Origin of the sequence: Modestobacter sp. I12A-02662, assembly GCF_041028325.1 — a bacterium.
Taxonomy (GTDB): domain Bacteria; phylum Actinomycetota; class Actinomycetes; order Mycobacteriales; family Geodermatophilaceae; genus Modestobacter.
In genome coordinates this window covers 1-26,987 of sequence record NZ_JABGDE010000011.1, presented here as the reverse complement: position 1 = coordinate 26,987, position 26,987 = coordinate 1, and the positions used below count along the sequence as shown (strand labels likewise).

At 72.3% G+C, this 26,987-nt stretch carries 21 protein-coding genes and 2 pseudogenes; 6 read left to right on the top strand and 17 right to left on the bottom strand.

From position 1 onward, the window contains the following. Positions 1 to 950 precede the first annotated feature (950 nt). The 7 genes from HL189_RS16555 to HL189_RS16525 all read right to left on the bottom strand — a co-directional run bounded on the left by HL189_RS16555 (position 951) and on the right by HL189_RS16525 (position 7,181). Positions 951 to 1,409 (bottom strand): anthrone oxygenase family protein, encoded by a 459-nt coding sequence (locus HL189_RS16555; protein ID WP_369134814.1) that lies wholly within the window; start codon positions 1,407 to 1,409, stop codon positions 951 to 953. Between the two features lie 447 nt (positions 1,410 to 1,856). Then, positions 1,857 to 2,348, bottom strand: coding sequence for a TspO/MBR family protein (locus HL189_RS16550; protein ID WP_369134813.1), 492 nt, complete (start codon positions 2,346 to 2,348; stop codon positions 1,857 to 1,859). After that, positions 2,345 to 3,835: an alpha/beta hydrolase fold domain-containing protein gene (locus tag HL189_RS16545; protein ID WP_369134812.1), complete on the bottom strand. Its 1,491-nt coding sequence runs from the start codon at positions 3,833 to 3,835 to the stop codon at positions 2,345 to 2,347. The genes HL189_RS16550 and HL189_RS16545 overlap by 4 nt, the downstream gene beginning before the upstream one ends. Then, complete coding sequence (locus tag HL189_RS16540; RefSeq protein ID WP_369134811.1) at positions 3,832 to 4,818, bottom strand: lysostaphin resistance A-like protein; 987 nt, start codon at positions 4,816 to 4,818, stop codon at positions 3,832 to 3,834. The genes HL189_RS16545 and HL189_RS16540 overlap by 4 nt, the downstream gene beginning before the upstream one ends. Then, entirely contained in the window at positions 4,815 to 6,104 is a 1,290-nt protein-coding gene (locus HL189_RS16535) for an FAD-dependent oxidoreductase (protein WP_369134810.1), read from the bottom strand. Before HL189_RS16535 ends, HL189_RS16540 begins: the two co-directional genes overlap by 4 nt. A 40-nt stretch (positions 6,105 to 6,144) precedes the next feature. Continuing rightward, complete coding sequence (locus HL189_RS16530; protein ID WP_369134809.1) at positions 6,145 to 6,705, bottom strand: hypothetical protein; 561 nt, start codon at positions 6,703 to 6,705, stop codon at positions 6,145 to 6,147. 8 nt (positions 6,706 to 6,713) lie between these two features. Beyond that, a complete protein-coding gene (locus HL189_RS16525; RefSeq protein WP_369134808.1) occupies positions 6,714 to 7,181 on the bottom strand; it encodes a hypothetical protein in 468 nt (155 codons plus the stop codon). Between the two features lie 203 nt (positions 7,182 to 7,384). Between HL189_RS16525 and HL189_RS16520 the strand changes: the two genes are divergently transcribed. Then, on the top strand, positions 7,385 to 10,681 hold the full coding sequence (locus HL189_RS16520) for a BTAD domain-containing putative transcriptional regulator (protein WP_369134807.1): 3,297 nt from the start codon (positions 7,385 to 7,387) through the stop codon (positions 10,679 to 10,681). Here HL189_RS16520 and HL189_RS16515 read toward each other — a convergent pair. The 4 genes from HL189_RS16515 to HL189_RS16500 form a co-directional block, all read right to left on the bottom strand. Beyond that, a complete protein-coding gene (locus HL189_RS16515) occupies positions 10,642 to 10,803 on the bottom strand; it encodes a hypothetical protein (RefSeq protein ID WP_369134806.1) in 162 nt (53 codons plus the stop codon). The two genes, HL189_RS16520 and HL189_RS16515, sit on opposite strands and share 40 nt — an antisense overlap. 1,016 nt (positions 10,804 to 11,819) lie before the next feature. Next, positions 11,820 to 13,832: an acetoacetate--CoA ligase gene (locus HL189_RS16510; RefSeq protein ID WP_369134805.1), complete on the bottom strand. Its 2,013-nt coding sequence runs from the start codon at positions 13,830 to 13,832 to the stop codon at positions 11,820 to 11,822. Positions 13,833 to 14,257: 425 nt separating this feature from the next. After that, positions 14,258 to 15,337, bottom strand: a complete 1,080-nt coding sequence (locus HL189_RS16505; protein ID WP_369134804.1) for a PHB depolymerase family esterase — start codon at positions 15,335 to 15,337, stop codon at positions 14,258 to 14,260. A gap of 327 nt (positions 15,338 to 15,664) precedes the next feature. Continuing rightward, entirely contained in the window at positions 15,665 to 17,377 is a 1,713-nt protein-coding gene (locus HL189_RS16500; RefSeq protein WP_369134803.1) for an NAD-dependent malic enzyme, read from the bottom strand. Positions 17,378 to 18,344: 967 nt separating this feature from the next. On the opposite strand from HL189_RS16500, the gene HL189_RS16495 reads away from it, so the two are divergent. The 4 genes and pseudogenes from HL189_RS16495 (at position 18,345) to HL189_RS16480 (ending at position 20,512) form a co-directional block, all read left to right on the top strand. Next, positions 18,345 to 18,983, top strand: coding sequence for a hypothetical protein (locus HL189_RS16495; protein ID WP_369134802.1), 639 nt, complete (start codon positions 18,345 to 18,347; stop codon positions 18,981 to 18,983). A 26-nt stretch (positions 18,984 to 19,009) separates the two neighbouring features. After that, positions 19,010 to 19,723 (top strand): hypothetical protein, encoded by a 714-nt coding sequence (locus HL189_RS16490; protein ID WP_369134801.1) that lies wholly within the window; start codon positions 19,010 to 19,012, stop codon positions 19,721 to 19,723. Positions 19,724 to 19,892: 169 nt separating this feature from the next. Further along, positions 19,893 to 20,039, top strand: a pseudogene (locus tag HL189_RS16485) (transposase); the annotation flags it as partial. A gap of 188 nt (positions 20,040 to 20,227) precedes the next feature. Beyond that, positions 20,228 to 20,512, top strand: coding sequence for a tyrosine-type recombinase/integrase (locus HL189_RS16480; protein ID WP_369134800.1), 285 nt, complete (start codon positions 20,228 to 20,230; stop codon positions 20,510 to 20,512). A gap of 456 nt (positions 20,513 to 20,968) precedes the next feature. On the opposite strand, the gene HL189_RS16475 is transcribed toward HL189_RS16480, so the two are convergent. Both HL189_RS16475 and HL189_RS16470 read right to left on the bottom strand, forming a co-directional pair. Beyond that, positions 20,969 to 21,235: a twin-arginine translocase TatA/TatE family subunit gene (locus tag HL189_RS16475; RefSeq protein WP_369134799.1), complete on the bottom strand. Its 267-nt coding sequence runs from the start codon at positions 21,233 to 21,235 to the stop codon at positions 20,969 to 20,971. A gap of 59 nt (positions 21,236 to 21,294) precedes the next feature. After that, a complete protein-coding gene (locus HL189_RS16470; protein WP_369134798.1) occupies positions 21,295 to 22,263 on the bottom strand; it encodes an intradiol ring-cleavage dioxygenase in 969 nt (322 codons plus the stop codon). 1,251 nt (positions 22,264 to 23,514) lie between these two features. Between HL189_RS16470 and HL189_RS16465 the strand changes: the two genes are divergently transcribed. Next, positions 23,515 to 24,753, top strand: coding sequence for an aromatic acid exporter family protein (locus tag HL189_RS16465; protein WP_369134797.1), 1,239 nt, complete (start codon positions 23,515 to 23,517; stop codon positions 24,751 to 24,753). Positions 24,754 to 24,838: 85 nt separating this feature from the next. On the opposite strand, the gene HL189_RS16460 is transcribed toward HL189_RS16465, so the two are convergent. The 4 genes and pseudogenes from HL189_RS16460 to HL189_RS16445 form a co-directional block, all read right to left on the bottom strand. Then, positions 24,839 to 24,979 (bottom strand): tautomerase family protein, encoded by a 141-nt coding sequence (locus HL189_RS16460; RefSeq protein WP_369134967.1) that lies wholly within the window; start codon positions 24,977 to 24,979, stop codon positions 24,839 to 24,841. Continuing rightward, positions 24,979 to 25,134 (bottom strand): tautomerase family protein, encoded by a 156-nt coding sequence (locus HL189_RS16455; protein WP_369134796.1) that lies wholly within the window; start codon positions 25,132 to 25,134, stop codon positions 24,979 to 24,981. The genes HL189_RS16460 and HL189_RS16455 overlap by 1 nt, the downstream gene beginning before the upstream one ends. Positions 25,135 to 25,244: 110 nt before the next feature. Continuing rightward, a complete protein-coding gene (locus tag HL189_RS16450) occupies positions 25,245 to 26,753 on the bottom strand; it encodes a CoA-acylating methylmalonate-semialdehyde dehydrogenase (protein ID WP_369134795.1) in 1,509 nt (502 codons plus the stop codon). Positions 26,754 to 26,780: 27 nt separating this feature from the next. Further along, a pseudogene (locus HL189_RS16445) lies at positions 26,781 to 26,987 on the bottom strand (sugar phosphate isomerase/epimerase); the annotation flags it as partial.

The following is a 26,987-nucleotide window of genomic DNA, read 5'->3' as shown; positions in this document are numbered from 1 at the left end:
GCTCGAGGTCGGCGTCGTCGTCGCGGTCACGGGCCCCGCGCGCGGGTGCGATCCAGTTGACGAGGCCTCGGAGCCGTCGAGCCCACCCGCTGACCTCCACCAACAGCGCCACCCCACCACCGCAGCGCGGCGATGCGCAGGGCGTCCGTTGCCCCATTCCGGGATGAGGACGGCGGTCAGGCCGACCAGCAAGGCGATGGTGCCGAACTCATCGCCATCGGCTGGACGCCGACATCAATTGGCGGCCTCCACGAGGGCACCGCCCCTGACCGCGAGCCACTGGAGGGAAGCCAAGATCAGGAGGAGCACACCTCTGCAGAAGGGCCTGCACCCGCCCCTTCGGGGTCACGACCGCGTGAGCCTGCAGAGCGGCATCCCGATCGCCGCGTCCAGGGTCAACCAGCCAGACATCGCGCCCGCCAGTCGCGCATGCACTGGTCAAGCAGCTGTCGGGGTCACCGACTACTCCGTGGACAGTTTTCGACGACGGGGGGCCGCGGGCCAGGGCGACGGCCCTCCCCCAGCCGGACGTTGCACCCGGGAGCCGGCCGCGGGCAAGGGGGTGGGACTGAAGGTGGTCAGGACCGAGCCCCAGTCAGGGGCCGGTCCGGACTCCTCCCGACCAACCCCTGGCCTGCGCTCTCGCGTGTAGCGCTGACCAGATCCGAACCTGCGACCCCTTGACCCCCAGTCACGTGCCCGGGGTTCGCCGACATGCGGGGTCGTACCGTCCCTGCTGGTGTGAGGGCCGCGGCGTTCACCGTCGTTCCGGCCGGTACGGCCTCGTTCCGACCGCGTTGCTGTACGACACCCTGCTGCGGCGTCTTGACGTCCGGCGAAGGTGCTGCCGGGCGGTCCGATGCCGGCACGACGCGGCCTGGGCGACAACGCCACCGTCGTCGTTCGCTTCCGAAGACCGCAGTCGCCTCGAAACGGGGCGAGACGTCAGCTCAGGACTTCTTGTCCATCAGAGCCGACACCGCCCCGAGAGTCGCCAGAACACCGAGCGCCACGCGGAGGCGATGCCACCGTGCCCACCTCTCGAGCAGGTTGGCGGTCTCGGCGTCCGTCAGCTGCTCGGCCGTGAACCGGTGGTTCATCGGTTCGTTGACGGTGATGGTGATCGCGACGACGCCGGCTGCCGCCGCCGCCGCCACGGACGCCGCTCCGGCCCGGTTGCCCTTCGCCGTGTGCACGACGGCTGACGCAGCGTTCGCGGCGGCTGCGCCTGCGCCGAGAGGGATCATCAGAGTTCGGATCCGGTCGGAGTGGGCCGCGAACCAGGTCCGGAACTGTTCTGGCGGGACAGTGCGCCAGAACGGGAGGAGCACGACGTCGATCAGGATCATCCCGCCCGTCAGGAGCCCAGCCAGCACCGCTGAGAGGAGAGCGAGGAAGCGCGCGACCACGCGAGGCACTATCCACGCTCCGTCGCGTGAGCAACAGAGCGATCTATGCAGTGTCGGTTCCCGCCCACCGCGACCCGTACGTGAGCAGCGAGTCGCTCCTCGGACATCTCATCGCCCGGTTCTCCGGCAGGTCAGGAGCCCGGTGTTCCGCTGTTGGAACGGGTGGAGCCCTCGTGGTGCTTCGCGCCTCGATGCGGTCCTCGAGCGGCGCCGCGAAACGGCTCGCCGCCTGGCAGCCCGGGGCCGGGGTGCACGTACTGGTGGACGGTGAGCTCGATGGTGGTGCTCGCGTCCCTCATGCCTTGCAAGGGCGCGAGCACCACGTCACCGGAAGAGTGCCGTGGCGGGGGCGAGTCGCTGACGCAAGGCTGGCTGCGATCGTCCGACGACCAGACGTGTGGCAGGTCGGGTTCCACCCGACGGATCCGCGTGATCGGTGCCGGCCCGTCAGTCGTCCGTGCCGGGGAGGCGCCTCCGCGCGGGTGTCGGGTTCAGTCTCCACAGCCGGTAGGTCCACGGCAGGTCGTAGATGAGGACGTAGGCCAGGTACGGGGCCAGGGCGTTGCGTGAGCGCGCGTCCCCCGCGACCGATCGCTGGAGCGCCACGAGCGGGACCACGAAGGCGCACACCCCGGCGAAGCCGGCGCGAGTGCTCCGACGGCCGAAGAAGACCCCGTTCCAGGCCTCGTTGCCGACCAGGACCGCCAGGCTCCAGGCGGTGCTCCGGGCGTCTCGCCGATCGATGCTCCGTGCCAGCACGTAGCCGATGAGCCCGTAGTACAGCGCACCGACGACCAGGAAGGCAGGCACGGGCAACTGCCAGCGCGGCGCGGTGAGGCCACGGAACCAGGCCATCGCCCCCTCCCCGATGAAGGCGTTCCCCGCGACAGCAGCCCCGCTCGCACAGGCGCTCGCCTGGAGCACGGATCGCCGCTTCATGCCCTGCCCGCATCCGTGCCGCCGCCGTCGACCGGGCCCGTACGTGCCCGAGCGCGCGCCGGATCCTCCGCCCGCCGCTTGAGCGCTTCATTCATGGCGACGAAGGCCGGCAGGGTGTTCCGGTCCAGCGATGCAGCGGTGAACGGGACGAGGAGACCCCGAAAGGTCTCCTGGTGGAGCAGCCGGGTGCCACCGTCCTGAGGCTGGAGCACGAAGGCGTGCTCCGCGTCCATCAGCCCGGGCAGGCCCAGCCTGCCGTGCCACCGCAACTCGCGGTGGACGGCGACCTCGACGAGTCGGGGGCGCACGGTCGTCGCCCGCCCGCCGACTGGCTGCATCGTCAGCGTCAGCCGACGGCCCGGGGCCACGGCCCCCTCCGCACGCACGATGAACGGAATCCACATCGGGTAGGCGGCGAGATCGGTGAGCACCTCCCAGACCCGCTCGGGCGTGGCCTCGATGTCGACGTGGGTGGACAGTCGCTTGGACATGACGTTCTCCTTCGACGGGATGAGGGGTGTTGCTGGAGGCGGCACGGGACGGCCGGTCACTGCCGCAACGGGGGGTCCGCTCTCCGAGCGGACGGCGCACCCGGGTGCCTGATCGGGGTCCAGGCGCCCGCGGAGGAAAGAGGCCTGGGCCGCCACTGCCCGATCGGCCGCGGGACCGGCACCGAGGGTGGGATACGCGTGCAGGGCCCCGGGCTCCTCGAGGTGGTCGACGGCCACGCCGGCGTCCAGGAGCCGCTGCCGCAGCAGACGGACGTCGTGGACGAGGATGTCGCGGGTCCCCGCGGTGATGTGCACGGGCGGGATGCCGGCCAGGTCGCCGTACAGCGGGGACAGCCGGCGGTCGCTCAGCGGGGTCCGGCCGGCGTAGGCCGCAGCCGACGGCTGCAGGAACCGGCGGCTGAGGACCGGGTCGGCGGGTTCGGTCGACGGGATCCGCGGATTGGTGAGGGTCAGGTCGACCCACGGCGCCATGAGCACCAGTGCCGCCGGCAAGGGGCTCCCGGCGGCGATCAGGATCTGCGTCGCGGCGAGCGCCAGGGCGCCGCCGGAGCTGTCCCCCACCAGCGCCCAGCGGCCCCGTCGCAGCACCTCGGCCGTCGTCAGCGCCTGCAGGGCGGCGACGACGTCCTCCAGCGCCGCCGGGTGCGGGTGCTCGGGCGCCAGCCGGTAGTCGATCATGATGGCGGCCACCGACAGCTCTGCGCTGAGCGTGCTCAGCCAGCGCCACTGCCCGGCCACCGGTCCCGTCACGTACGACCCGCCGTGCAGGTAGACCAGCGCGGCGCGGTCGACCGCCGAGGGACGGAGCCACGTGACGGGAACCCCGCCCGCGGTCCGCGTCTCCACGTGCTGACCGGCCGGGACCACCCCTGCCGCGCGAGGCGTCCGTCCCAGCCGCTGGATCCGGACGTTGAGCGGGAACGGCAGCCGTGGCAGCCCCCGGCTGGCCAGGCGGTAGAGCGCCGTGCCGGTCACCGTCGGCTCGCCGAGGACTCGGGCACTCGACGCGACGGTGGCCGCCGGCCCGTCGGAAGGGGGCCGGCCAGCCGCACCGGGACCCCCTCGAGCGCGGAAGACCGGGAGCCGGTCAGGGCGGAGGCGTTGCCCGCCGCTGGGCGACCCAGTCGGCCACGGGTGGCGGCCAAGACGACCAGGCCCAGTGCCGCGCTGGCCATCAGGTGCACCGGGCCCACCGCCTCGCCGAAGTCGAGCCGGGGCAGGAAGCCGGGACCGCCGAATCCGCTGCCGCCGGTCGTCGCGTTCCCCGCCGCGTGCACCAGACCGACGAGGAGCAGGCTGCCCGTCCGGTTGGCGACCCACCCCTGCAGGAACCGGAACGGGACGGCCGTCGCCGTGATGAACAGCAGGACAGCCACCCCGCCGAGCCAGCCGTTGCCGGCCGCCAAGGCGGCGTGCTGCAGCGCGAACAGCGGTCCCGTCGCCAGTGCGGCCCGCAGCGGCCCGTGCCGATCCTGCAGTCGGGTCTGGAGGAAGCCCGTCCAGGCCACCTCCTCCGCCCAGTTCGTGGTGAGGAACACCAGGAGCAGCTGGACCAGCAGTCCCGAGACCAGGGCCGAGGCGAGCACCCAGCCGGTTCCCTCGGGCGGCCCGAGCAGGGCCACGGCCATCGCCGTGGTCGCCGCGGGGACGACGACCAGTGCCAGCCCGTACCAGCGCAGGGGCACCCGTACCCGGGCCGCGCGCCTCCACAGCGCGCGAACCCCCGCCGGCCCGTCGACGACGCGGGTGACGACGACCGCCGGCAGCAGCAGGCCGACCAGGTTGGCCGCGACGACGAACGGGGCCGTGGGCAGGTCCACGTCATAGCACGCACGCACGAGGACGGGCTGGAAGGCGATCGCCTGCCCGACGGAGAAGGACCAGGCGAGGAAGCTCCCGACGGGGTGCCGGCGGATGAGACCCGCCAGTCGCCGATGCGAGGCGACGGGCGTGCTCATCGGAGGCCGCTCGCCGACCCCGGCACGGTGGCGTGCCCGGCGGGCATCGCGTGCGTCGGCAGGGCGACGTGCTCGTTGCGGATCCCGATGGCCATGAAGCGGGAGAACAGCCTCAGCAGCGGCGGCATCCGGGACAGGAGGCGCACCGGCACGGGAACACCACGCGGCGGGACCGGATCGCCGGCAGCGCCGAACATCTGTCGCTGGACACCGCGCTGCACCAGCTGGGTGACCCGCGTGGGGAGATCACGACGGCGCTGCACCCGCCGGAGGTCCCGGGGTGTCACGGCACCTCTGCGCAGGGGTGGGACGAGGGCGTTGGCGGCGGCCACGGCGTCCTGGATGGCGAGGTTGATGCCGACTCCCGCAACCGGGGACATCGCATGGGCGGCGTCACCGATGCACAGAAGTCCCGGCCGGTACCAACGGCGCAGCCGGTTGACCCGGACCTCCAGGAAGCCGGTGTCGTCCCAGCTGCGCAGCGCCGTGCCGACCCGGTCGCCCAGGAACGGCATCGCGCGCCGCACGTCCGTCCGGAGCGCCTCGATGCCCGCCGCCCTCAGCGACGCGACCGTGCCCTTGGGCATGGTGTAGGCGCCCTGCCAGTAACTGCCCCGGTCGATCATCGGGAGCAACCGTCCGGGCACCAGCCGCGCGAAGGACGCCTCCGGGTCCCCGGGGCTCTTGGGGAGGCGGTACCAGAGCACGTCCAGCGGGGCGCCGAACTCGATCACGGACATGCCGGCTGCCCGCCGCACCGCGGAGTGGCGTCCGTCCGCGGCCACGGTCAGCAGCGCACGCAGCTCCCCCTCGGGACCGTCGCCGTCCGTGCGCCGGTAGCGGACCCCGGCCACCGTGCCGTCCTCCTCGATGAGTCCCACCACCTCCACCCGGCGGTGGAGTGCGAAGCAGGAGGACCGCGCGGCTTCGGTGGTGAGGAAGTCCAGGAACTCGTACTGCGGCACCATCGACAGGCACTGGAACCGGCCCGGGAGCCGGGTGAAGTCACCGAGCGGGACCGAACCGTCGTCGGTCATCAGCGTGATGGTGGTGGTGCGCTGCTGGGGCAGCTCCTCGAAGCCCTCCAGCAGGTCCAGTTCCGCCAGCACCTGCATCGTCGAGGCGTGCACCGTGTCGCCGCGGAAGTCACGCAGGAAGTCCGCGTGCCTCTCCAGGACGACGACGTCGATGCCCGCGCGGGCCAGGAGTAGACCGAGCATCGCCCCAGCGGGCCCGCAGCCGGCAATGCAGACCGTGCTGGTCGCGGGCGGGTTCTGAGTGGTCATCAGCGTCGTCCTTCTCTGGAGGACCGGGTGTGGCGGACGGTCAGGAGGAGCTCGTCGACGACAGGACGGACGGCGTGGACGGCTCGATCGCGGGCTGCGGCCGGCTCGCCCGCTTCCGCCCCAACACCCAGAGGAGGACGACGTCGCCGATGACCATCCCCGCCAGCCCCGGCGCGGTCATCGCCCATCCGGTGCCGTCTCCGTCGACGACTCCCCAGAGCAGCTTGCCGACGGCCATCAGGTTGAGGATGACCAGACCCCACAGGACGGACCGCTTCCAGAACGCCAGGCAGAAGGCCGCGAGAGACAGCGGACTGAGCAGCGACATCAGGACCTGCTGCGCGTCCCAGTTCCCGGTGAGCCAGTCCCGCTCGAAGTCGAGGAACTCCAGCACCCGCGGATCGGGCTGCGCAGGCGCGGGGAACCAGAAGATGCTGGTGGTGAGGGCGACGAGCGTCCCGGCGATGCCCCAGGCGCTGCGGCGATGGGCGAACCAGGCGAGCGGCAGGAGGAAGAGCGGCCGGATGTACCAGCTGAGCACGTTGGCGTGGCGGTCGAACGCCCAGTCGCCGAAGTCGGCGAGGACCTGCGCGATGTCCATGAGATCTCCTAGGAGGATGTCGGCGCGGGTGCGCGGTAGGTGGTCGGCGGTGCGGTGGGAGCAGGAGCGGTCGGCACCCGGAACGCCAGGACCACCAGCGCGATCGCGGCCAGGCTGACCGCGGCGAGGCTCCCCGACTGCAGGACCTGGTCGGTCGTGGTGGGCAGGACCGACACGTGGACCTGGTGGTAGAGCTGGTGGGGCAGGTGCACCACCCCCACGGCCAGGCCGACGGCGCGGGCCACCCACAAGACACCGGTCAGGAGCGCGACGAGCGCGACGGTGCCGACGGCGAGATTGCCCAGTCCGACGTCGCGGAGCAGGTGCTCGTTGTAGGGACCGTCCGGGCTGACCCAGTGGGGTCCCGTCCCGGGGAAGTCGGCGTAGAAGGAGGCCGGGAAGGCGGCCTGCCAGGCGCCGATCGTGAATCCGAAGAGGGTGAACCACACCAGCAGCAGCTTGATGGCGAGTCGCATGCGGGCCTCCGGTGAGGAAGGGAATCGATGTCGGCGCGGGAACCGGGATCCCGGGAGCAGCGTCGGCGCCGCGGCTTGACGGATCGTGGGCATCCGCTTGACAGGGCGAGACGCAGCGACGCCGACGAGGGGCGGGATCCGGGCCGCCGCGGGGCAAGATGACCCGACGGCCAGCCGGGCGGGGCCGGAGAGGCAGGTGGGCGGTGCAGTTCGACATCCTCGGGCCGCTGCAGGTGCTGGATGCCGGACGGCCCCTGGCCCTCGGGCGGCCGAAGCAGCGCGCCGTCCTGGCGATCCTGCTGCTCGACGCCGACCGGGTCGTGTCGCTCGACAGGCTGGTGGAGGAGGTGTGGGGCCGGCAGTCGCCGCCGCAGACCCTCGCGTCGGTGCAGGCCTACGTCTCACATCTGCGTCGGCTGCTGGAGCCGCAGCGCGCCCCCGGTATGCCGGCGACCGTGATCGTCAACCAGGCGCCCGGCTACCGCATCGTGGTGGGACCGGAGGACCTCGACGCCACGCGGTTCGAGACGCTGGCGCAGACGGGGCACGACCTCCTGCAGCAGGACGAGGCAGCGCGTGCCGCGGAGACCCTGCAGGACGCCCTCCGGCTGTGGCGTGGACCCGTCCTGGCGGACTTCGGTGATGCTCCCTTCGTCCAGGCCGAGCGGGCCCGCCTGGACGATCTCCGGCTGACCGCGTTGGAGGGTCGGCTGAGCGCGGACCTGGCCCTCGGCCGGCACGCCAGGATCACCGCCGAGCTCGAGCAGCTCTCGGCGGAGCACCCGTTCCGGGAGCGTCTCCAGGGTCTGCGGATGGCGGCGCTCTACCGCTGCGGACGGCAGGCGGAGGCGCTGCAGAGCTTTCAGCAGTTCAGCAGGCAACTGCGCGAGGAACTCGGCCTCGACCCCGGACAGCCGCTCCGGGACCTCCAACGGGACATCCTGGCCCAGGCCCCCCACCTGGTCTGGACGGCGGCTGCCCTTCAGTCCAGCGGGGCCGGACGACCTCCCGTGGCGGCACCGGGGATCCCGGTTCCGGCGGTGAGCCCTCCGGGCGTCGTGCCCCCCGCGGCACCCGGCGGCCTGGTCGGCCGTGACGCGCAGCTGAGGGTGATCGATCGGGCGCTGGCCGGGACGTCGGCCGGGCAGGGACGGATCATCCTGGTGGCCGGTGAGCCCGGGATCGGCAAGACGCGACTCACCGAGGAGGCGATGCGGCGCGCCCGCCTGTCCGGCGCCACGGTGGCCTGGGGTCGGAGCGACCAGGACGCCGGGACCCCGCCGTTCTGGCCCTGGACACAGGTGCTCCGCGACCTGCTGGGCGACGGATCGGGCCGGCCACCCGCGGCGGGGTCGGCCGCCGACACCGCTCAGCTGGCCCGGATCCTGCCGGAACTGGCGGGCGGCGAACCTCGGGCCGCCGCGCCGGTGGTCGACCCGGAAGCGGCCCGCTTCCGGGTCTGCCAGGCCGCCACCGCGGCGCTTCGGGACCTCGCCTCCGCCGGACGCCTGCTGGTGGTCCTCGACGACCTGCAGTGGGCAGACGTCGCCTCCCTCCGGCTGCTGAGCCACCTCGCCCCGACGCTGGCCGACGCCCCCATCGTGGTCCTGGTGACCTACCGCGACCGGACGCTGGACGGCGGGGAGCCGCTCGCCGACACGCTGGCCGAGCTGGCACGCACGGCCCTGGTGGACCGGCTGGAGCTGGCCGGCCTCGGAGTCGCGGACGTGGCCCAGGTCGTGGCGTCCCACGCCGGCACGGACCCGGACGACGGGCTGGCCCGGTTGATCAGTGACCGCACCGGTGGCAACCCGTTCTTCGTCATCGAGGTCCTCCGTCTGCTCGGCACCAATGGCTGGCCGGAGCGGACCACGAGCGAGGCGGCGTCGCTGGTCGCGCAGCAGGTCCCCGCCGGCGTGCGCGACGTCCTCCGCCGACGTCTGAGCCGGCTCCCTGATCAGATCCGCACCGTGCTGCTGGTTGCGGCGGTCATCGGTCAGGAGTTCGACCTGGACGTCATCTGTGCGGTGACCGGGGTGGACGACGACGACGCGCTAGCCGCCGTCGAGCTGACCGTGTCCGCCGGCCTCGTCGTCGAGGACCCGGCCACGGTGGGCCGCTTCCGCTTCGCACACGCGTTGATCCGCGAGGCCATCTACGGCGAGATCAGCCGGGCACGCCGGTCCCGGGTGCACGCCCGCGTGGGGCAGGCGCTGCTCGATCACCGCGGCGACGACGCTGACCACGTCCTCCAGTTGGCCCACCACTGGTGGCTGGCCGCACCGGTGGTCGGCGCCGAGCAGGCCGTTCCCCATGTCCTCGCCGCGGCGGAACTGAGCCTGGACGCCCTGGCGCACGAGGAGGCCGAGCGGCAACTGCGGCGGTGCCTGGATCTGCTCGCCGCCACTCCACCGACGACCCAACGCACCGCCTCGGAGTTGAGCGTTCAGCTGCGTCTCGGCACGCTGCTGGTCCAGCTGCACGACACTGCGAGCGAGGAGGCGTGGGCCAGCTTCGCCCGCGCTCGTGAACTGGCCGACCATCTCGGCGACAGGTCGGCCCTGCTCGCGGCCTACCACAGCCTGTTCGAGGTGGCGTACGCCCGGGCCGACCACCGCACCGCCGGCGCACTGGCGGAGCGCCTGCTCGAGGTCGCCGAGGACACCGCTGATCCGGTCGCGTCCACCGTCGGACACCTGGCGCTGGGCAGGACGCTGTGGTGCCAGGGGCGGCTGTTCGAGGCCCGAGAGCAGCTCGAGCAGGGGTTGCGGGTGGGAGACCGAGCGCCCACGCAGCGCAATCCCCTTCCGCCGGTGTTCATCCTGCAGCTGCAGCTCTCCGCCGTGCTGGACCCACTCGGCGAGCTGGAGCCCGCCGCGGGCCTGGTCGCGGCGGCCGTCGAGGGGTCCCGCGAGCAGCACCCGTTCGCGCGGGCTGCCGTCTTGACCGGAGCTGCGCTGATGGCCGCCCTACGCCGCGACAGCTCGGCAGCGCGCGGTTGGGCCACCGAAGCGCAGGACCTGGCCAACAGGTGGAACTTCCCGGCGCCGGGCGGATACTCGGCAGTGGTCCTGGGCTGGGTGGAGGCCGTGGAAGGGGATCCCCAGGTCGCCATCCCCTCGCTGCGCCGTCAGCTCACCCAGATCGAGGCGGGCGGCGTCCAGCACCTCCTGGCCTGGGGCTTCGGGCTGCTGGCCGAGGCCCACCTCCGCAATCAGCAGCCGATGACGGCGCTACGGCTGCTGGACGACGCCCTCTCCCGGGTCGAGCACACCGGCGAGCGGCTCTACGAACCCGAACTGCACCGCCTACGGGCGCTTGCCCTGGTCGCCCTGCCCGAACCGCGGGCCGAGGATGTCTGCAGCACTCTCCACCGGGCTGTCACCCTGGCCGCTGATCAGGGTTCCGTCCTGCTGCAGCAGCGCGCCGTCGAGACGTGCCGCTCGGTCGCGACCCAGCGTCACAGCGGGAGCTGCGACCACCCCGATCCGCAGCCCTGACCCTCTTCCCCCTGGACGAGACCGACCGAGACCAGCAGCGCGGCGACCCGGCGGTCGAGGGCGGGCGGGGTGGTGAGCACCTCGACGCCCGACGCCCGGAGCCCGTCCGCGACCTCGCACACCAGCCGGCGTCCGAGGTGGGGGTCCCGGTAGGCCGCCGACACGGCTAGGCCGCACAACCGAGCCGTCGTGCGACCGAGGGGGCGGACCACCGCCACTCCCGCGAGGCCGCAGCCCTCGGTCGCGGTCAGGTCGCACAAGCCGTACCAGACGCAGGCCGAGTCGTGGTCGTCGCGGCCGCAATCCGGCAGCAACCGTGCGGCCTGTCGCCGCTCAGGATCTGTGACGAGCCGCCGGAAGACGATGCCGGCCGGTGAGCCGCGGGAGGTCATCGTCCCTCCAAGAGCTGGGGTGTCTCGACCCGACGGTGCTCGCGGCGGTTTGACGCCCGCTTGACGCGAGGCAGGTGCGCGGGCCGACGGTTCGTCGAGGCCCGGCGGCGACGCTCCCCTCCCCGACCAGTCCTGACGGATGGAGTGCGATGACCAGCGTGCTCGTCAGCGGCGGCACCGGACAGCTCGGGCGCCGGGTGGTCCGTGCACTGGCGGCCGACGGCACACGGTGCGGATCCTGATCCGAAGCCCGGCCGCACCGCCGGTGCCCGGCGCCTACGTGGTCGGGGCGGACCTCACCACCGGGACCGGCCTCGCCCTCTCGGGCAGCGCCCGGAGCGAGGCCAGCCGGTCCGGGGTAGGTCTCCGCCGACGTCGGCCACGACGCAGCGCAGTTCGCCGCGGGTGGGGAGGACCTGGCCGTCCACGTTGGGTTCGTGCTGGCCGATCAATGCGTCGGCCCGAGTCACGACGCCCGGCACGGGGCGGTGCAGCGCTGAGCCGACCGCCGACGACCCCGTGCAGGGCCGCCGCAGGCAGGTTCACGCTGAGGTGGTCGTGCCGGTGCGGGTGTCCAGCGATGTGGCCGCCGAGGATGTGCTCGCGCAACGCCTCGTGGTCGACGACGAGCTGCGGGAGGTGGGCAAGGGCTGCGACGGCGCATCCGGGCGAAGTGCTCTGTGCGGAAGAGCCCCGCTCGCCGGCCGACTCCCGGCCGTACGACACCCCGCCCAGGAGGCCAGTGCTCAGGCTCCGGGAGCCGGGACATGTCCGCGCCCGGCTTCTCGGCTCATGCGCCGCTGAGCGAGCCCGATGTAGTGGTCGACCAGTGCCTCGTCGTCCACCGCGCCCTTGTTCACCGCCTTCGCCGGGTCCACGCCCTGGAACAGCCGCTTGAGTGGCACCTCCAGCCGCTTGCCGGTACGGGTGTGGGGCACCCCCGGGACGGCGATCACCTGGTCCGGCACGTGCCGGGGGCTGGCCGTCCGACGGATCGCGGTCTTGATCTCCGCGACCAGCTCGTCGGTGAGCTGCGCACCGGGCGTCAACTGGACGAACAAGGGCATCCAGTAGCCGCCGTCCGGCTCCTCGACGCCCAGCACCACGCAGTCGAGGACGGCGGGGATGGCCTCGACTGCGGCGTAGATGTCAGCGGTCCCCATCCGCACGCCGCCGCGGTTGAGGGTGGAGTCCGACCGGCCGGTGATGATGCAGGTACCGCGCTCGGTGACCTCGAGCCAGTCGCCGTGCCGCCACACGCCGGGCCAGGGCTCGAAGTAGGCCTCCCGGTACCTGCGCCCGTCCGCGTCGTTCCAGAAGTACAGCGGCATCGAGGGCATCGGCTCGGTGACGACGAGTTCCCCGACCTCGCCGACCACCGGCCGGCCGTCGTCGTCCCAGGCCGCGGCCGCCACCCCGAGCAGGGGCCGCTGCAGCTCCCCGACGGTCACCGGCAGCAGCGGCGAGGCACCGATGAACGCGGTCGCCACGTCCGTTCCCCCCGAGGTGGAGCCCAGGACGACGTCCTGCTTGACCGCGTCGTAGACCCAGCGGTAGGCCGCCGCCGGCAACGGTGACCCGGTGGAACCGACCCCGGACAGTCTCGACAGATCGCGGGTCTTCCCCGGTCGCAGGCCTGCGCGCTCGCACGCGGTCAGGTAGCCGGCACTCGTGCCCAGGTACGTCATGCCCGTGCTCGCGGCCAGGGCGAACTGGGCGTCCAGGTCCGGGTACGTCGGCGCCCCGTCGTAGAGGATCACCGTCGCTCCGGTCAGCAGCGCAGAGACGGAGATGTTCCACATGATCCAGGCCGTGGAGGCGTACCAGAAGAAGCGGTCGCCCGGACCGACGTCGAGGTGCAGCCCGACGAACTTCCGCTCCTCGAGCACGATCCCGCCGTGGCCGTGGACGATGCCCTTGGGCAGGCCTGTGGTGCCTGAGGAGTAGACGATCCACAGCGGGTGGTCGAAGGGCAGTGGCTCGAACACCGGCTCCTGGGGCTCTCTGACTGCCTCGGCCCAAGGCAGCGTCCCGGCGGGCACCTCGGCGGGGTGCAGGCGGGGCACGGCGATCGTCGCCCGCAGGCCCGGCAGCGCGGTGCGGAGCTCGGCGACGACGTCCCGGCGATCGTGCTCGCGGCCGTTGAACCGGTAACCGTCGATCGAGACCAGCACGACCGGCTCGATCTGGGCGAACCTGTCGAGGACGGCGCGGGTTCCGAAGTCCGGCGCGCACGAGGACCACACTGCACCGATCGACGCTGCGCCGAGAAAGGCGACGACTGCCTCGGGGACGTTCGGCAGGTAGCCGGCCACCCGGTCACCGGCCCGAACGCCGAGCCTGCGCAGGGTCGCGGCGAAGGCACCCACCTGACCCCGCAACTGGGCCCAGGAGACCTCGACCGGCGCGTGGTCCTCGTCCACGACGACCAGCGCCGGGCCGGCGAGGTCCCACCGCAGCGCCTGCTCGGCGTAGTTGAGCCTGCGCCCCGGGAACCAGACCGCACCAGGCATGCGCCGGTCGGTCAGCACCTCGTCGTCCGGCACACCGGGGAGCACCCTGCTCCACCCCGCGAGATCCGCCCAGAACTGATCAGGGTGCTCCACCGACCACCGCCACAGCGTGTCGTAGTCCGGCGGGTCACCGAAGTCGAGCCCGCGCCGACGCCCCACCCAGCGGGCGAAGTCGGCGGCGCGGGTACCCCGGGCCGACTCAGGGGTCGGCGTCCACAGCAGGCCGGGCTGCTCGTGTCCAGTCATCGGCTCGACCATCGAATCGGAGCATCGGCATCTCCTGAGCCCACGGCTCAGGGACCAACGACCAGAGAACTCTACATCGATGCGGACGATCGACGTTGTCTTGAGCCTGGCCAGGAACCTGTCCTCCTCCGGTTCTCCTCCCCTACGGGCCGGGCGACCTGATGCGACCGGTGACCCGACCTCGCAGCGACCGTGGGCGGACCCCCCGGGCGGCGCTCATCCGCAGACACGTCCGGGCGGTTCGCCTCGTGCGCGGTCGTACCGCTCCCGCAGGTGGGAGAGCTGCGATCTTCACCGTCGTGCTGTCCGGGCCGCTACGAGCTCGTCGTGACCCTCGGGCTCGGCTGCGCTCCTGCTGGCCGCCATCGGCGTGGGCGCTCCAGCGTCGATCACCGGGTCTCCCGCCCCGACGGTTCCGCGGGCCGTCAGAGACTGTGCGCGGCGAAGAACTGCCACATGGCCGTGCTGGCCCGAGGGCCTCGGGGGTCGCTGTACGAACCGCCGGCGAGCCCACCGGACCAGGCGTGTGCCAGCGCCTCGACCTGCCAGTGCTCGAGCTGCTTGCGCCCCCGCGCCGTGTACCAGCGGGTCACGGTGAACCGGCGACCGCCGGCCGTGCGCGGCGGGCCTGCGCGGGACCGGGTGATCCGCAGCGGGTCCCGCGGCCCGGGCGATCGTGCGGCGTCGTGCGCCAGCCACTGCTCGGCCAGCAGAGGACCACTCCGCGCGTGCACCACTGCATCCGCCGTCCCCTGGAAGACGACGAGGGGCGCCATGCGGGCGCCGGGGAGGGGCCGGACCACCGCCCCATGACCGCGCATCGCGGCCAGTGCCCGCAGGCCGTTGTCGGCCGACCGGTAGGCCGGCGCCGAGTGGACGCCGACCGCAGCGAACACGTCCGGGTAGGTGGCGGCCAGGACGAGTGCCATGGCCCCGCCGGCGGAGATGCCGGCGGCATGGACCCGCGACGGGTCGATCCGCCAGCGGGAGCGTTCGGCCGTCATCTCCGCGACGATGCCGGCCAGGATGGCCGGTTCCCCTGCTCCGCGGGACTGGTGCGCTGACTCGTACCAGCGCCAGCACCCGCCTGCCTGGTGGCCGCGGGTCTGGCGTGGAGCGGCGATGACGAAGCCGTTGCGGTCGGCCAGCGCGGCGAAGCGCGTGGCGGCCACGAACTCCTCAGGGGTCTGATTGCAGCCGTGCAGGAGCATCACCAGCGGGACCGGCGTGGACCGCCGGTGGCCGGCGGGGAGGTAGACGTCGTAGGACCGCGCCCCGGCGGGTCCGCTGTGGCTGGCGCGGAGCCAGCGTCCGCCCACCGGTCGGGCGGGCTTGGTCCGGGGCGCTCCGGTGCGGCGCGCCGGTCCGGGCACCGGCAGGCCGAGCGGCACGGCCTTGGTCGCGCGGGCAGCGGTTCTCCGTTTGCGCGGAGGAGCCGGCAAGAACGGGAAGAGGGGCAGCGCGGCGCGCTTGCTGCGCGTGGACCGACCGGAACGACGTGCCATCTTGCCTCCGCGGCCACTCGGCTGGGGCCTCCGCTGCCCGTCGAGGACGGACGAGCCGGAGATGTGGACCGCCCCCACCGTCAACGCGCGTGAGCACGACGTGGCGGTCAGGGCACGACTCGGTCCTGCGCAGCGTAACCGTCCCGCTCCTGCCCCCCGTGGGGTCGAGGTCGTGCCACCAGCAGCGTCACCTGCTGAGCGGCGGCCGTGGCGGCGCTCAGCTCCCTAGCGGTGTGACCGGAGGCGAGGCGCTCGGCGGACTCATCACCAGGCGAGGCCCGGCTCACCGTGTGGCCCAGGCGGCTCGGCTGAGCGCTGGCCGGCCGCTCAGATCGCCTCGATCCGCGGGTACTCCGGCCGCCACATCGCGGCGTGCACCTGCTGGATCGGGTCGTCCAGCTCCACCCGGGCCAGCCCCTCCTCGGCCGCGGCCCGGGCCACCGCGATGCCGACCGCGGCGGACACCGGGCGGAGATCGTCCACCGGCGGCAGCAGGGCCGAGCCCGGGCGGGTGGCGTCGGACATGTCGACGACCGCGGCCGCGGCCGCGGCGAGCATGCCCTCGCTGACGCGCCGCGCCTTGACCGCCGACACCCCCAGCCCCAGGCCCGGGAAGATCAGCGAGTTGTTGGCCTGCGCGACGGTGTAGGTCCGCCCGTCGTGGTCCACCGGCGGGAACGGGCTTCCCGTCGCGATCAGCGCGCGGCCGTCGGTCCAGCGGATCAGGTCCTCCGGGAGCGCCTCGCACCGGGAGGTGGGGTTGGACAGCGGCAGGATGATCGGTCGCTCGACGTGCTCGGCCATCGTGCGCACGATCTGCTCGGTGAAGACCCTCGGCTGGGTCGAGGTGCCGATGAGGATCGTGGGCTTGACCCGTTCCACGACCTCGGCGAGCCCGATCGCCCCGTCGGCAGCCGCCCACCCGCTCACCTCCGCGGCGGGCCGGGCGTAGGTCACCTGGAAGTCGCGCATGCGCGAGGCCTGGTCGTGGGTGAGGAGGCCTCTGCTGCCCAGGGCCCAGAACCGTCGCGTCGCGTCCTCGGCGCCCAGGCCGTCCCGGACCATGGCATCGCGCAGCATGTCGGCGATCCCGATGCCGGCGGTGCCGGCGCCGAAGACGACCACCCGCTGGTCCCGCAGCTGCGTGCCGGCCGCCCGCGTCGCGGCGAGGACCGCGGCGAGCACCACCGCCGCGGTGCCCTGCATGTCGTCGTTGAAGGTGCAGCAGACGTCGTCGTACTTCTGGAGGATCCGGCGGGCGTTGTCCGCGCCGAAGTCCTCCCAGTGCAGCAGCGCGTTGGGGAACAGCCTGGTCGCCGCGGTCACGAAGGCGTCGATGAACTCGTCGTAGCGCTCACCGCGTACCCGGGAGTGCCGGTTGCCGAGGTACATCTCGTCGTTGAGCAGCCCGAGGTTGTCGGTGCCGACGTCGAGGACGACGGGGAGGACGCGCCGCGGGTGGATGCCCCCGGCCGCGGTGTAGAGGGTGAGCTTGCCGATGGAGATCTGGATGCCGCCGACGCCCTGGTCGCCGATGCCCAGGATGCCCTCGGAGTCGGTCGCGACGATGAGGTCGCAGTCGTCCGGGCCGAGACCGTAGTCGCGCAGTGCCCGCTCGATGTCCTCCGGCTCTTCGATGGACAGGAAGACCCCGCGCGGGCGGTTGTACTCGTGGCTGAAGCGCTCGATGACCTCGCCGATGGTCGGCGTGTAGACGATCGGCAGCATCTCCTCGAGGTGCTCAGCGAGCAGCCGGTAGAAGAGGATCTCGTTCCGGTCCCGCAGGCTGGCCAGGTAGACGTGCTTGGCCAGCGGGCTGGGCTGGCCGCTGTACTGCTGGTAGGTGCGCCGCACCTGCCCGTCGACCGACGAGACGGCATTCGGCAGCAGGCCCACGAGGCCCAGCGCCTCGCGTTCGTCCCTGGTGAAGGCCGTGCCGCGGTTGAGCATCGGGTTGCGCAGCACGTCGTTGCCCCGGGCGCGGATCCGCGCGGTCAGTCCATCCGGTCCCGCGGTCAGCTCGTAAGGCCGTTGGTACATCTCGTCCTCCTCGATGTCCGGCGTACCGCCGGTGGTGGGGCACAAGCCCGGGCGGGCCGGCCCTGCGAGAGCGCGTGGACGTCGCCGTCTGGCCGGGAGCGGCGCAGCGCCGCCGTGGAGCGGGCCTGCCACCCGAACAGGTCCTTCGGGCCGAGCCGCCCGTGGTTGACCCCGTCGATCGTCCGGCCCGGACCCTGACGATCTTCTCGTCCTCCACCGCGATGTCGAGACCGTCGCCATCGGGGTGCAGGATCGTCGCCGACGGCACCCAGCGGTCGACGTCGTCGACGGTCAGCCCGTCGGCGAGGTAGGTGTCCACGCGCGTCGGCCAGGTCTCGCCCGGTCCGTACGGCGTCCGGGACCCCCACGGCTCCGCGAGACGATCGAGCTTCGGCACTGATGCCTCCTCGGTCGACCGGCTGACCCTTCGTGCGTCGACCGGTCCGTGCTCGGGCGCCGAGCGCCTCCCACGCGCGGCCGATCAGCCGGAAGTGGTCGGCCGCCAAGACGGTCACCCCGCCGGCGGCGACGTCGACCAGATCCTGGCAGCCGCCGACCCCAACGAGGGCCAGATGATGCGCCGGGCGCCGGAAGCCCCGCGGAGCATGGATCGGAGGGGCCGGGTGCCCCGGCACTCAGAGGGTGCGATCACCGGACACCGACTGGTCGACATCCGCCCGATTCGCCAACCCCGTGAAGCACACCGGCTCGGTTCAGTAGGACGTCAGGACCTCGCTCCTGCAGCTGGCCCCTGCGGTCGTCGACGAGGGCGGTGCCGACGTCGTCGTCCTCGCCGGAGCCCCGCTGGCCGGTGTGGCCCGCGACCTACGCCGCGACTTCCCCGTCGTGGACTTCACCTCCGCCCTGGAGCTCGTCGACCATGGACAGCGATCGCAGTGACCGCAACCGCCGCTACGCCTTCGCCGGATCGCCCCCCTCCCCACTCCCCCACCGAAAAGGACCGTCGGTGAACCCGATGCTGGATCTCCTGATCACCAACGCCACCTCCACGACGGACTGCCACATCGGCATCCGGGACGGGCGGGTCGTGGTTCCCCACGACCGAGCCGCACCCGTGGGGGTCCTGCCGGCCGCGCGCCGCTCGATCGACACAGCCGACCGCGTCGTGATCCCCGGCGGGGTGGACGAACACTGCCACATCCAGCAGGTGACCGGCTCCTGGTCTTCGCTCGCCGACTTCACGACGGCGACGATCGCCGCCCTGTGGGGTGGTACCACAACGGGGATCGACTTCGGGATCCCCGCCGACCGCGGCAAGTCACCGCTGGAAGCAGCCGAGAACAAGATGCGGCCGGCCGAGGCGGCACGGTGGGACGTCGCCCTGCACGGCGCCGTCACGGCCTGGGACCACTCGGTGCCCTGGCAGCGGGAGCGGCTCGCAGTCGCAGACGGCAACCTCCACATGGACACCGACTTCTCCCCCTTCGGCGGGCTCGCCCTGGCCGGGTGGCTGTCGGTGGCCGTCTGCGCCGGCCAGGTCGTGCTGGAGGACGGCGTCTTCGCCGATCCCGGCCCGACAGGCAGGTTCATCCACCGCCTCGGCATCCGCGAAGCGACCGCCACCGGCGCCGGGAGCGACAACTGATGCCCGGCCGACCCCGACGGATCGGCATGATCGTGCCGTCGTCGAACACCTGCCTGGAGCCCCAGACCTACCGGATGCTCGGGGACCGCACTGACGTCACCGTGCACTTCACGCGTATCGAGGTCACCCGGATAGCCCTCGACCCGGACGCCGACCGGCAATTCGACCACACGTCCATGGTCGCCGCCGCGAAACTGCTCACCACGGCCGACGTCGACGTGCTGGCCTGGAACGGCACTGCCGGATCGTGGCTCGGCCCCGATCAGGACCGGGAGGCCGTGCGGCGAATCGAGGGGGCGACCGGCGTTCCCGCCACCACCTCGACCTTGGCCTACCTGGACGCCTTCGCGGCGTTCGGCACAACCCGGATCGGCCTGCTGACCCCGTACACGCGTGACGTCAACCTGGCGGTCGCGGCCCGCTACGCGGCCGAAGGGGTGTCCGTCGTCGACGAACGCCACCTCGGTCTGTCGGTGAACGAAGCCTTCGCGCGCGTCGATCCGGAGGACCTCGTGACGCCGTCGCTCGAACTGGCCGCCGGAGCGGACGGACTGCGTCCCGACGCCCTCGCCTACCTGTGCACGAACCTCTACGGCGCGCCGATCGTCCAGGACATGGAGCGCGACGGCGGCGTTCCCGTGCTGGACTCGGTGGCCGTCACACTGTGGCGGTGCCTGGCCATGATCGGCGCAGCGCCACTCGGCCCGCGCTGGGGACGCCTTCTCAGCCGACCTGTCTGACTGTAGTGACCACGAGCGTTGTTGATGGCGTAGCGGGCGAGACATCAGGAGGGCCTCCGGGCGAAGGTGTGGGTCTGACGCCTCACCGACGACCCGGAGGTCCGGGACTGCCCCGGTTCGGTTGACTCCTTGCCTGTGAGGCTGCGGCAGCGCTGGAAGGATCAGCACCGTGCCCGCGCCGTTCCCGCCGGAGTTCCGGCGTGACGTCATCGCTGTGGCTCGCAGGGGCCAGGCGTCGGTCGCCCAGGTCGCCCGCGATTTCGGGATCTCGGAGTCCTGTCTGCAGCCCTGGCTCAAGATCGCCGACCGGGAGGAACGAGCGCACCTACCACCGCCGACACCGGCAACGCCGGCTGGGACGGTTCACCCCGGTCGAATGCGAAACACTCGAGGTCCCGACGCGTCGTACCGATCTTCGCCCCCGCCGAGCGCCTCCTCCACGGCATCCGAGCCGCCCAGGACAGGGAGCGGCGGGCCGGCCCGCTCTGGCGGGAGACCGGCTTCGTGTTCACCACCGGGACCGGCGAGCCCTGCAACCCGCGCAACGCGGTGCGGGCGCTCGAGGTCGCCGCCACGCAGGCCGGGATCCCGCACGCCGGGCTGCACACCCTTCGGCACTCCGCGGCCAGCGTGATGCTCACCTCCGGCGTCCCGCTCGAGGTGGTGTCGGAGATCCTCGGCCACTCCTCGATCGCGATCACCGGTGACGTCCACGGGACGTCGCGCCCGAGGCCTCCCGCGGCGCCATGGACGTCCTCGGCACCGCCTTCGGCGAGTGAGGTGACCTGATGGTGGTCAAACCACCCCGGACAGCGGTCAGAGGCCGGTCCGGATCTCACCGGACACGGCCCCTGCGCTGCGGTTTCCCGCTGTCGGGCTGACAGGATTCCAACCTGCGACCCCTTGACCCTCAGACGTGCGAAATGCGTCTGTCGGGGTTCGTTGAGGTACGTCTATGCAGCCCGCGGCCATACGGAACCGCTCCGGACCGCGGCGAACCAACCAGAACAAGGAGCATTGGTGGTCGAAACGGTGGTCAAGAACCGAGTGACTGACCTGCGCTGACTCCAGGTCTGGCGTACCCGTCAAGCGTTGCCCAAGCGAGCGGATGGCTAGGATCCGCCCGGGGTCCGACGTGGGGCCGCACCGACTCCCACCCGCCGGCTCACTGCCCTTGTCCAGGCAGTGGCCAGTAGCACCGAGACGTCAGCGCTTCACCGGACGCGACGCGCGACTGGTGCCAACTCACGACGCTTCCGCTTCCTCCTGCGCAGGTTGCTGCGGTCGGTTGATCGCTGCAGCTCCGCCGATGTGGCCGGCCGTTGTCGGCGCGGGCCGCGCGGATGCCGGGAGTGCAGACGGTGCAGTCGGCGTGGTGTCGGTTGCCCGGGCCGGGTGCGGGTCGTCGCGGAGGTCGTTCATCTCTCCCCTGAAGATGCGCAGGGAGCGTCCCAGGGAGCGCGAGGCGTCGGGGAGCCTCTTGTAGCCGAACAGCAGCATGACGGCGAGCACGATGAGGCCGACCTCGTGGGTCCGATGTTCACGGGAGTCCTTCCGCGTGGACGGGTCGGTCAGGCCGGGGGGCTGGGCGGGGTGCCGGCCGGTCCGCCGCCGGGCGGGGCGCCGGAAGGGGCGCCGTCACCGGAGAGCTGACCGCCGGTGGGGGTCGTGCCGGTGTCCACGCCGACGGCGAGGGAGACGGTGTAGCCGGTAGACACGTCGCCGGTGACGGTGGCCAGCTGGCTGGCGCCGCCGTCGTCGTCGAAGACGTTGTCGCTGTCCAGGCTGAGCTGGGCGAGGTTGCGCACCGACGACTCGTAGCCACGGGTGGCGTAGACGGTGTCGCAGACGTCCTGGGGAAGGGCGACTTGCGAGGTGGCGATCGCGGTGGTCGCGTCGGTGATGCTGGCTCGGTCGGGGTAGACCTCGAAGTGGATGTGCGGCCAGCGCCCCGTGTAGCAGGCTGGGACGATGCTGGTGAAGGTCACCGTGCCGTTCGCGTCGGCGATCTGCACTCCGCGCAGGTAGTTCTGGTCGGTGATCCCGTCGGAGTACAGGGAGTAGCCCCCGTCACGGTCACAGTGCCACGCGTAGACGGCGACGCCCTCGAACGGCAGTCCCCCGTTGGCGAGATCGCTGAGCGTGAGGGTGAGCGTCATCGGCACGCCCTCGGCGGTGCCGCTGGCGTCGCCGAAGCTGGAGCGGATGTCGCTGCGCACGATGCCGCTCTGCTCGAGCACGTCCGGGCCGTTGGAACCGTCACCCGGGTACGGGCCGGCTGTCTCGTCAGGGATCTCCCCCGGGGAGGCGGTGGCCGCGGCCGACGACGAGCCCGCCGACGAACTCGACGACGACCCGCTGCTGGAACCGCACGCAGCCAGCCCGATGCCGGCGGCACCGATACCGAACAGGCCGAGGAGCCGGCGCCGGCTGACGAGGGTGTCCAGGTCGAACCCGAGGCCCTGGTCCGCGACCTCCTCGTGGGGACGTGGAAGGCGACGGCCTTCGTAGGCGAGGCCGGACGGCGGACGCTGCGACACGCGTGCTCCTTGACTCGGTGGACCGTTGTTCGTCCCCACCTTCGGACGCCGCACTCGGCGCTGCCTGGCCAGCGGCTATGAGGATGCTGGGACGCCGCTCCCCCGAGCGCCCGACGTGGTCAGACCCGGCTGATGGACACACCCGCCGAACGTCCACGCAGACCCGACCCGGACTGCCGTAGCCGGCTCAGCCGCACGTCTGCAGTCGTCCACGGACACGCACCTGCGCACCTGCTCACCCAGGGACCGTGCCGATCCCGCGCACGTCGGCGGCGGTGAAGTCGGCGGCCTGTCCCCCACGTGCGGCCAGGAGCGCGCTGAGATGCCCTCGGTCCGACAGAGCCTCGCGTCGCCGCCGGCGGGGGTGAGTCAGTCGGCGCCCAGTTCGGCGCGGGTCGGCGGAGCGGCGCCCGGCCGCGAGCAGGTGATGACCGCGACCCGGCCAGCCTCGTCCTGCACGCGGCTCAAGGTCGGCTCGTCGACCGCCCCGGGCGCCGCCCGATTCCCCCCGGCAGGCCAGCGCGACTGAGCCCGTCGAGCAGCCCCACGGTGGAGGGAGTCGCCCCCACCGTGTCGACCAATTCGGTCCGCCGGGAGCACTGGTGCACGGACAGGTACCGAGTGGCCGCGAGGGCACCCTCGGCGCCACGGGTGACCACGACCAGGGCCGTCCCTGTCACCAGCCACTACCGCGCCACGTCCTCGTCCTCGCGGCCCGGGTAGGGCCAGCTGAGGTCCTCGTCGCCCACCTCCACCACGTCGGACAGTCCAATCAGGTGCTCAATCGCGGGCCGGGCCTTGGTAAGGCGTCCCAAACAACGCGGGTTGCACGTTCGGGGCCGACCTCACCACGGGTGCAACGGGCCGGAGGCCGCCGCGCTGCACGTGCACCGCGCGACGATGTACTACCCGGCTGGCCGGGTCACCGAGCTGACCGGGGCGGACCCGCCGACGGGACCACCCACCTCGCGCTGCACTCGGCATGGCCACCACCCGGAACTCCTGGCCGGCGCCGTGCGAGGCGGGCTGCCGGAGTCCCCGATCCTCCTGCGGGTGTGGCATGCGATGTGCCATCAGGTCCGTGCGGTGGCGAGACTGGCCGTCGTCCATCCCACCTGAGGCGACCATGCTCACTCGATCGCGACCACGGCCACCCGTCATCTGAGGCCACGGGCCTGGACCCTCGCGACCCGTGGGCGGCGCGCCGCGCGCCGTGGACTGCAACGCTCTCGGGTCGCCGACAATGGCGACGTGTTCCCGCTGCGCGAGAGTCGGTCGCGGACCCTCGGGGATGTCACCGGGAGAGCGCTCACCCTGCTGCAGAAACGGGGCCGGACCGCCGCCTTCCGCGCGGCGCGGATGACGGGGGCGACGGTCGCCGCGTTCCTCGTCGCCCAGCTGGTGGGACTGCACGACCCACCCCCCTTGATCGCGGCGCTGACCGCACTGCTGGTGGTGCAGGCAACTCTGAGCGGCACCCTGCTCAGCAGTTTGCAGCGAGTGTTGAGTGTCGTGTCCGGCGTGGCCCTCGCCGTGGTGTTCGTCGCGGTCGTGGGGCTCACCTGGTGGAGCCTGGCAGCACTCGTCGCAGCGGCCATCGTGGTCGGGCAGCTGCTCCGACTCGGCCCGCACCTCGTAGAGGTACCGATCAGCGCCATGCTGGTGCTGGGAGTGGGGGCTTCGGGAGCAGAGTCAGTCGGTGCCGGCCGCGTCGTGGAGACGCTGATCGGGGCGGCCGTCGGTGTGCTCGTCAACGTCTTGTTCCCGCCAGCGGTGCAGACGCGGTATGCCGTCCAGGCGGTCCAGAAGTTCGCCGACGAGATCGCAGGGCTACTGTACGACGCGGCAGCCGGCCTCATCGCCGGGCCGGTGACCGTGGACCGGTCCACGCGCTGGCTGCAGGACGCCCGGCGCCTCAACCGGCACGTGCCCCGTGTCGATCGCGCACTGACCCACGCCGAGGAGAGCCGACGGCTGAACGTACGGGCGCTGGGCGCTCCGCCGATGGGGATGGGGATGCGGGCCGGCCTCGACGCGCTGGAGTACACCTCGGTCTCGTTGCGGACCTTATTCCGCGCCATCGATGACGCCACCCGGGAGCGGACCGGCATCCAGGACGACGCCGCCTACGCCGACACCGTCCGGCGCACCACCGCCAGTCTGCTGGAGCGCATGGGCAACGTCGTCACGGAGTTCAACCACTCCCTCGTCGCCCAACCCCGAAACCGAGAGCTCGCGCAGGAGCGCCTGACCGGGTCCCTGGTGGCACTGCGCAGTGGCCGGGCTCTGGTCGAGGACGTGTTGCTCGGTGACCCCCGTAGCCGTGCCGGCCTCTGGGAGCTCAACTCCGCTCTGGTGACGGCGGTCGACCGGATGCTCGATGAGGTCGGCCCGCCACCTGGACCAACGGCTGAGTCGCCGGCGTTCAGGGCGCGGGACGCACTCCAGGCGGCACAGCGGTTGCGGTTCCACCGCCGCCACCCGCACTGATGTCCGGCGTGGTCCCGACCGGACATCGACGGTCTGGGTCCTCGCGGGAGTTGCCCATGATGGACACGATCAGGTCGCTCGGGAGTCAGACCGGTGACCTCTCCAGCCTCTTCGCCAGCCCGGCGTACACGGCGCGCTTTCGCGCTTCGGAGCCCTCCTGCTGGAACACCCGGAAGACGACGAGGTCGTCGGTGCGCTCGAGACCGGGGCCGGTGTCCTCGCAGATCAGTTGCTGGGGGGATGCTCGGTGCCGATCTGGTACCGGTCCCGCGGTGGCGTGGTGATGACGTCCAGCATGACCTCCTGCACCGTGTCGGCCATCAGGCGCAACTGCTCAGGCGTGCGCCGTCCCTCGACGACGTCCATGCAGACCAGCGGCATGAGAACCCCTTCCGGGCGGCATGCGCTCGGACATGACGCCGGGGCCGTGGGGTCAGGCGGGTCGGGCGGCCGGCGCCGGCGGAGGCGGGTCTCACCGGCGCCGACCGGGCTCAGGCGTTCTGTGGAAAGCCGAGGTTCAGCCCACCGTGGCTGGGGTCGAGCCAGCGGCTGGTGACGACCTTGCCTCGGGTGAAGAAGTGCACGCCCTCGGCGCCGTGGGCGTGGGTGTCGCCGAAGAGGCTGTTCTTCCAGCCGCCGAACGAGTAGTAGGCCATGGGCACCGGGATGGGCACGTTGATGCCGATCATCCCGACCTGCACTTCGTGCTGGAACCGCCGGGCGGCGCCGCCGTCGTTGGTGAAGATCGCGGTGCCGTTGCCGTACTCGTTGGCGTTGATCAGCTGCACGGCGTGCTCGTAGGTGTCCACCCGCAGCACCGACAGCACCGGGCCGAAGATCTCGTCCCGGTAGACGCTCATCCGCGGCTCTACGTGGTCCACCAGCGTCGGGCCGAGCCAGAAGCCGTCCTGCCCGCCGTCGGGGGTCACCGCGCGGCCGTCCACGACCAGCTTGGCGCCCTCCTCCTCACCGGCCTCGACGTAGGAGGCTACCCGGTCCCGGTGCCGGCGGCTGATCAGCGGGCCCATGTCGGCGCCCTTGCGGCCGTCGCCGGTGCGCAGCGTGGCGGTGCGCTCGGCGATCCGGGCGACCAGGTCATCACCGACCCCGCCGACGGCCAGCACCGCGCTGATCGCCATGCACCGCTCCCCGGCCGAGCCGAACCCGGAGTTCACCGCGGCGTCGGCGGCGAGGTCGAGGTCGGCGTCGGGCAGCACCACCATGTGGTTCTTCGCCCCACCCAGGGCCTGCACCCGCTTGCCCGCCCGGGTGCCGGTCTCGTACACGTAGCGGGCGATCGCGGTGGAGCCGACGAAGGACACCGCCTGGATGTCGGGGTGTTCCAGCAGCCGGTCGACGGCGACCTTGTCGCCCTGCACGACGTTGAAGACGCCGTCGGGCAGCCCGGCCTCCTTCCACAGCTCGGCCATCCACAGCGCCGCCGACGGGTCCTGCTCGCTGGGCTTGAGGACGACGGTGTTGCCGGTGGCGATCGCGACGGGGAAGAACCACATCGGGACCATCGCCGGGAAGTTGAACGGGCTGATGATCGCCACCGGGCCCAGCGGCTGGCGCACCGAGTGCACGTCGACGTTGGTCGAGGCGTTCTCGGTGAAACCGCCGCGGACCAGGGAGGGAACGCCGCAGGCGAACTCCACGACCTCCTGGCCGCGGGAGACCTCGCCGAGGGCGTCGTCCAGGACCTTGCCGTGCTCGGCGGTGATGATCGCGGCCAACTCCGGCTTGCGGGCGTTGAGCAGCTCGCGGAAACGGAAGAGCACCGCGGTGCGCCGCGCCAGCGAGGTGTCCCGCCAGGCGGGAAATGCCGCGGAGGCGGCGGCGACCGCGGCGTCGACCTCCGCGGTGGAGGCCAGCGCGACCGCACCGATCACCTCACCGGTCGCCGAGTCGGTCACCTCCGCGGTCCGGTCGCTGGTGCCCTCGCGCCGGGCGCCGCCGATCCAGTGCGGGATGTGCGTGGTCGGTGTCGCTGTCGTCATGGCCCCTCCTAGGGGAACGTGGATCCGTCAGGGAGCGGTGTCGTCGGGCAACGGCGTCTGCGGGAAGTTCGGCCCTGACGTGTCAGCCGCGGGCCGACCGGCCTCGGCACCGGCTGGCGCCGCGTCGCCGAAGTGCTTGGTGACCAGCTCGCGGATCGCGGTGAGCATCCGGGCGCCGGACTCGCGCGCCTCGGCGTCCCAGCCGAAGACGCAGGTGGTCAGCACGCCGTCGAA

Excerpts from the sequence above, each read along its gene's own strand:
- HL189_RS16550 (WP_369134813.1), bottom strand. The coding sequence starts at position 2,348 with ATGAAGCGGCGATCCGTGCTCCAGGCGAGCGCCTGTGCGAGCGGGGCT.
- HL189_RS16540 (WP_369134811.1), bottom strand. The coding sequence starts at position 4,818 with ATGAGCACGCCCGTCGCCTCGCATCGGCGACTGGCGGGTCTCATCCGC.
- HL189_RS16535 (WP_369134810.1), bottom strand. The coding sequence starts at position 6,104 with ATGACCACTCAGAACCCGCCCGCGACCAGCACGGTCTGCATTGCCGGC.
- HL189_RS16530 (WP_369134809.1), bottom strand. The coding sequence starts at position 6,705 with ATGGACATCGCGCAGGTCCTCGCCGACTTCGGCGACTGGGCGTTCGAC.
- HL189_RS16525 (WP_369134808.1), bottom strand. The coding sequence starts at position 7,181 with ATGCGACTCGCCATCAAGCTGCTGCTGGTGTGGTTCACCCTCTTCGGA.
- HL189_RS16510 (WP_369134805.1), bottom strand. The coding sequence starts at position 13,832 with ATGACTGGACACGAGCAGCCCGGCCTGCTGTGGACGCCGACCCCTGAG.
- HL189_RS16505 (WP_369134804.1), bottom strand. The coding sequence starts at position 15,337 with ATGGCACGTCGTTCCGGTCGGTCCACGCGCAGCAAGCGCGCCGCGCTG.
- HL189_RS16500 (WP_369134803.1), bottom strand. The coding sequence starts at position 17,377 with ATGTACCAACGGCCTTACGAGCTGACCGCGGGACCGGATGGACTGACC.
- HL189_RS16490 (WP_369134801.1), top strand. The coding sequence starts at position 19,010 with ATGATCGTGCCGTCGTCGAACACCTGCCTGGAGCCCCAGACCTACCGG.
- HL189_RS16455 (WP_369134796.1), bottom strand. The coding sequence starts at position 25,134 with ATGCCGCTGGTCTGCATGGACGTCGTCGAGGGACGGCGCACGCCTGAG.
- HL189_RS16450 (WP_369134795.1), bottom strand. The coding sequence starts at position 26,753 with ATGACGACAGCGACACCGACCACGCACATCCCGCACTGGATCGGCGGC.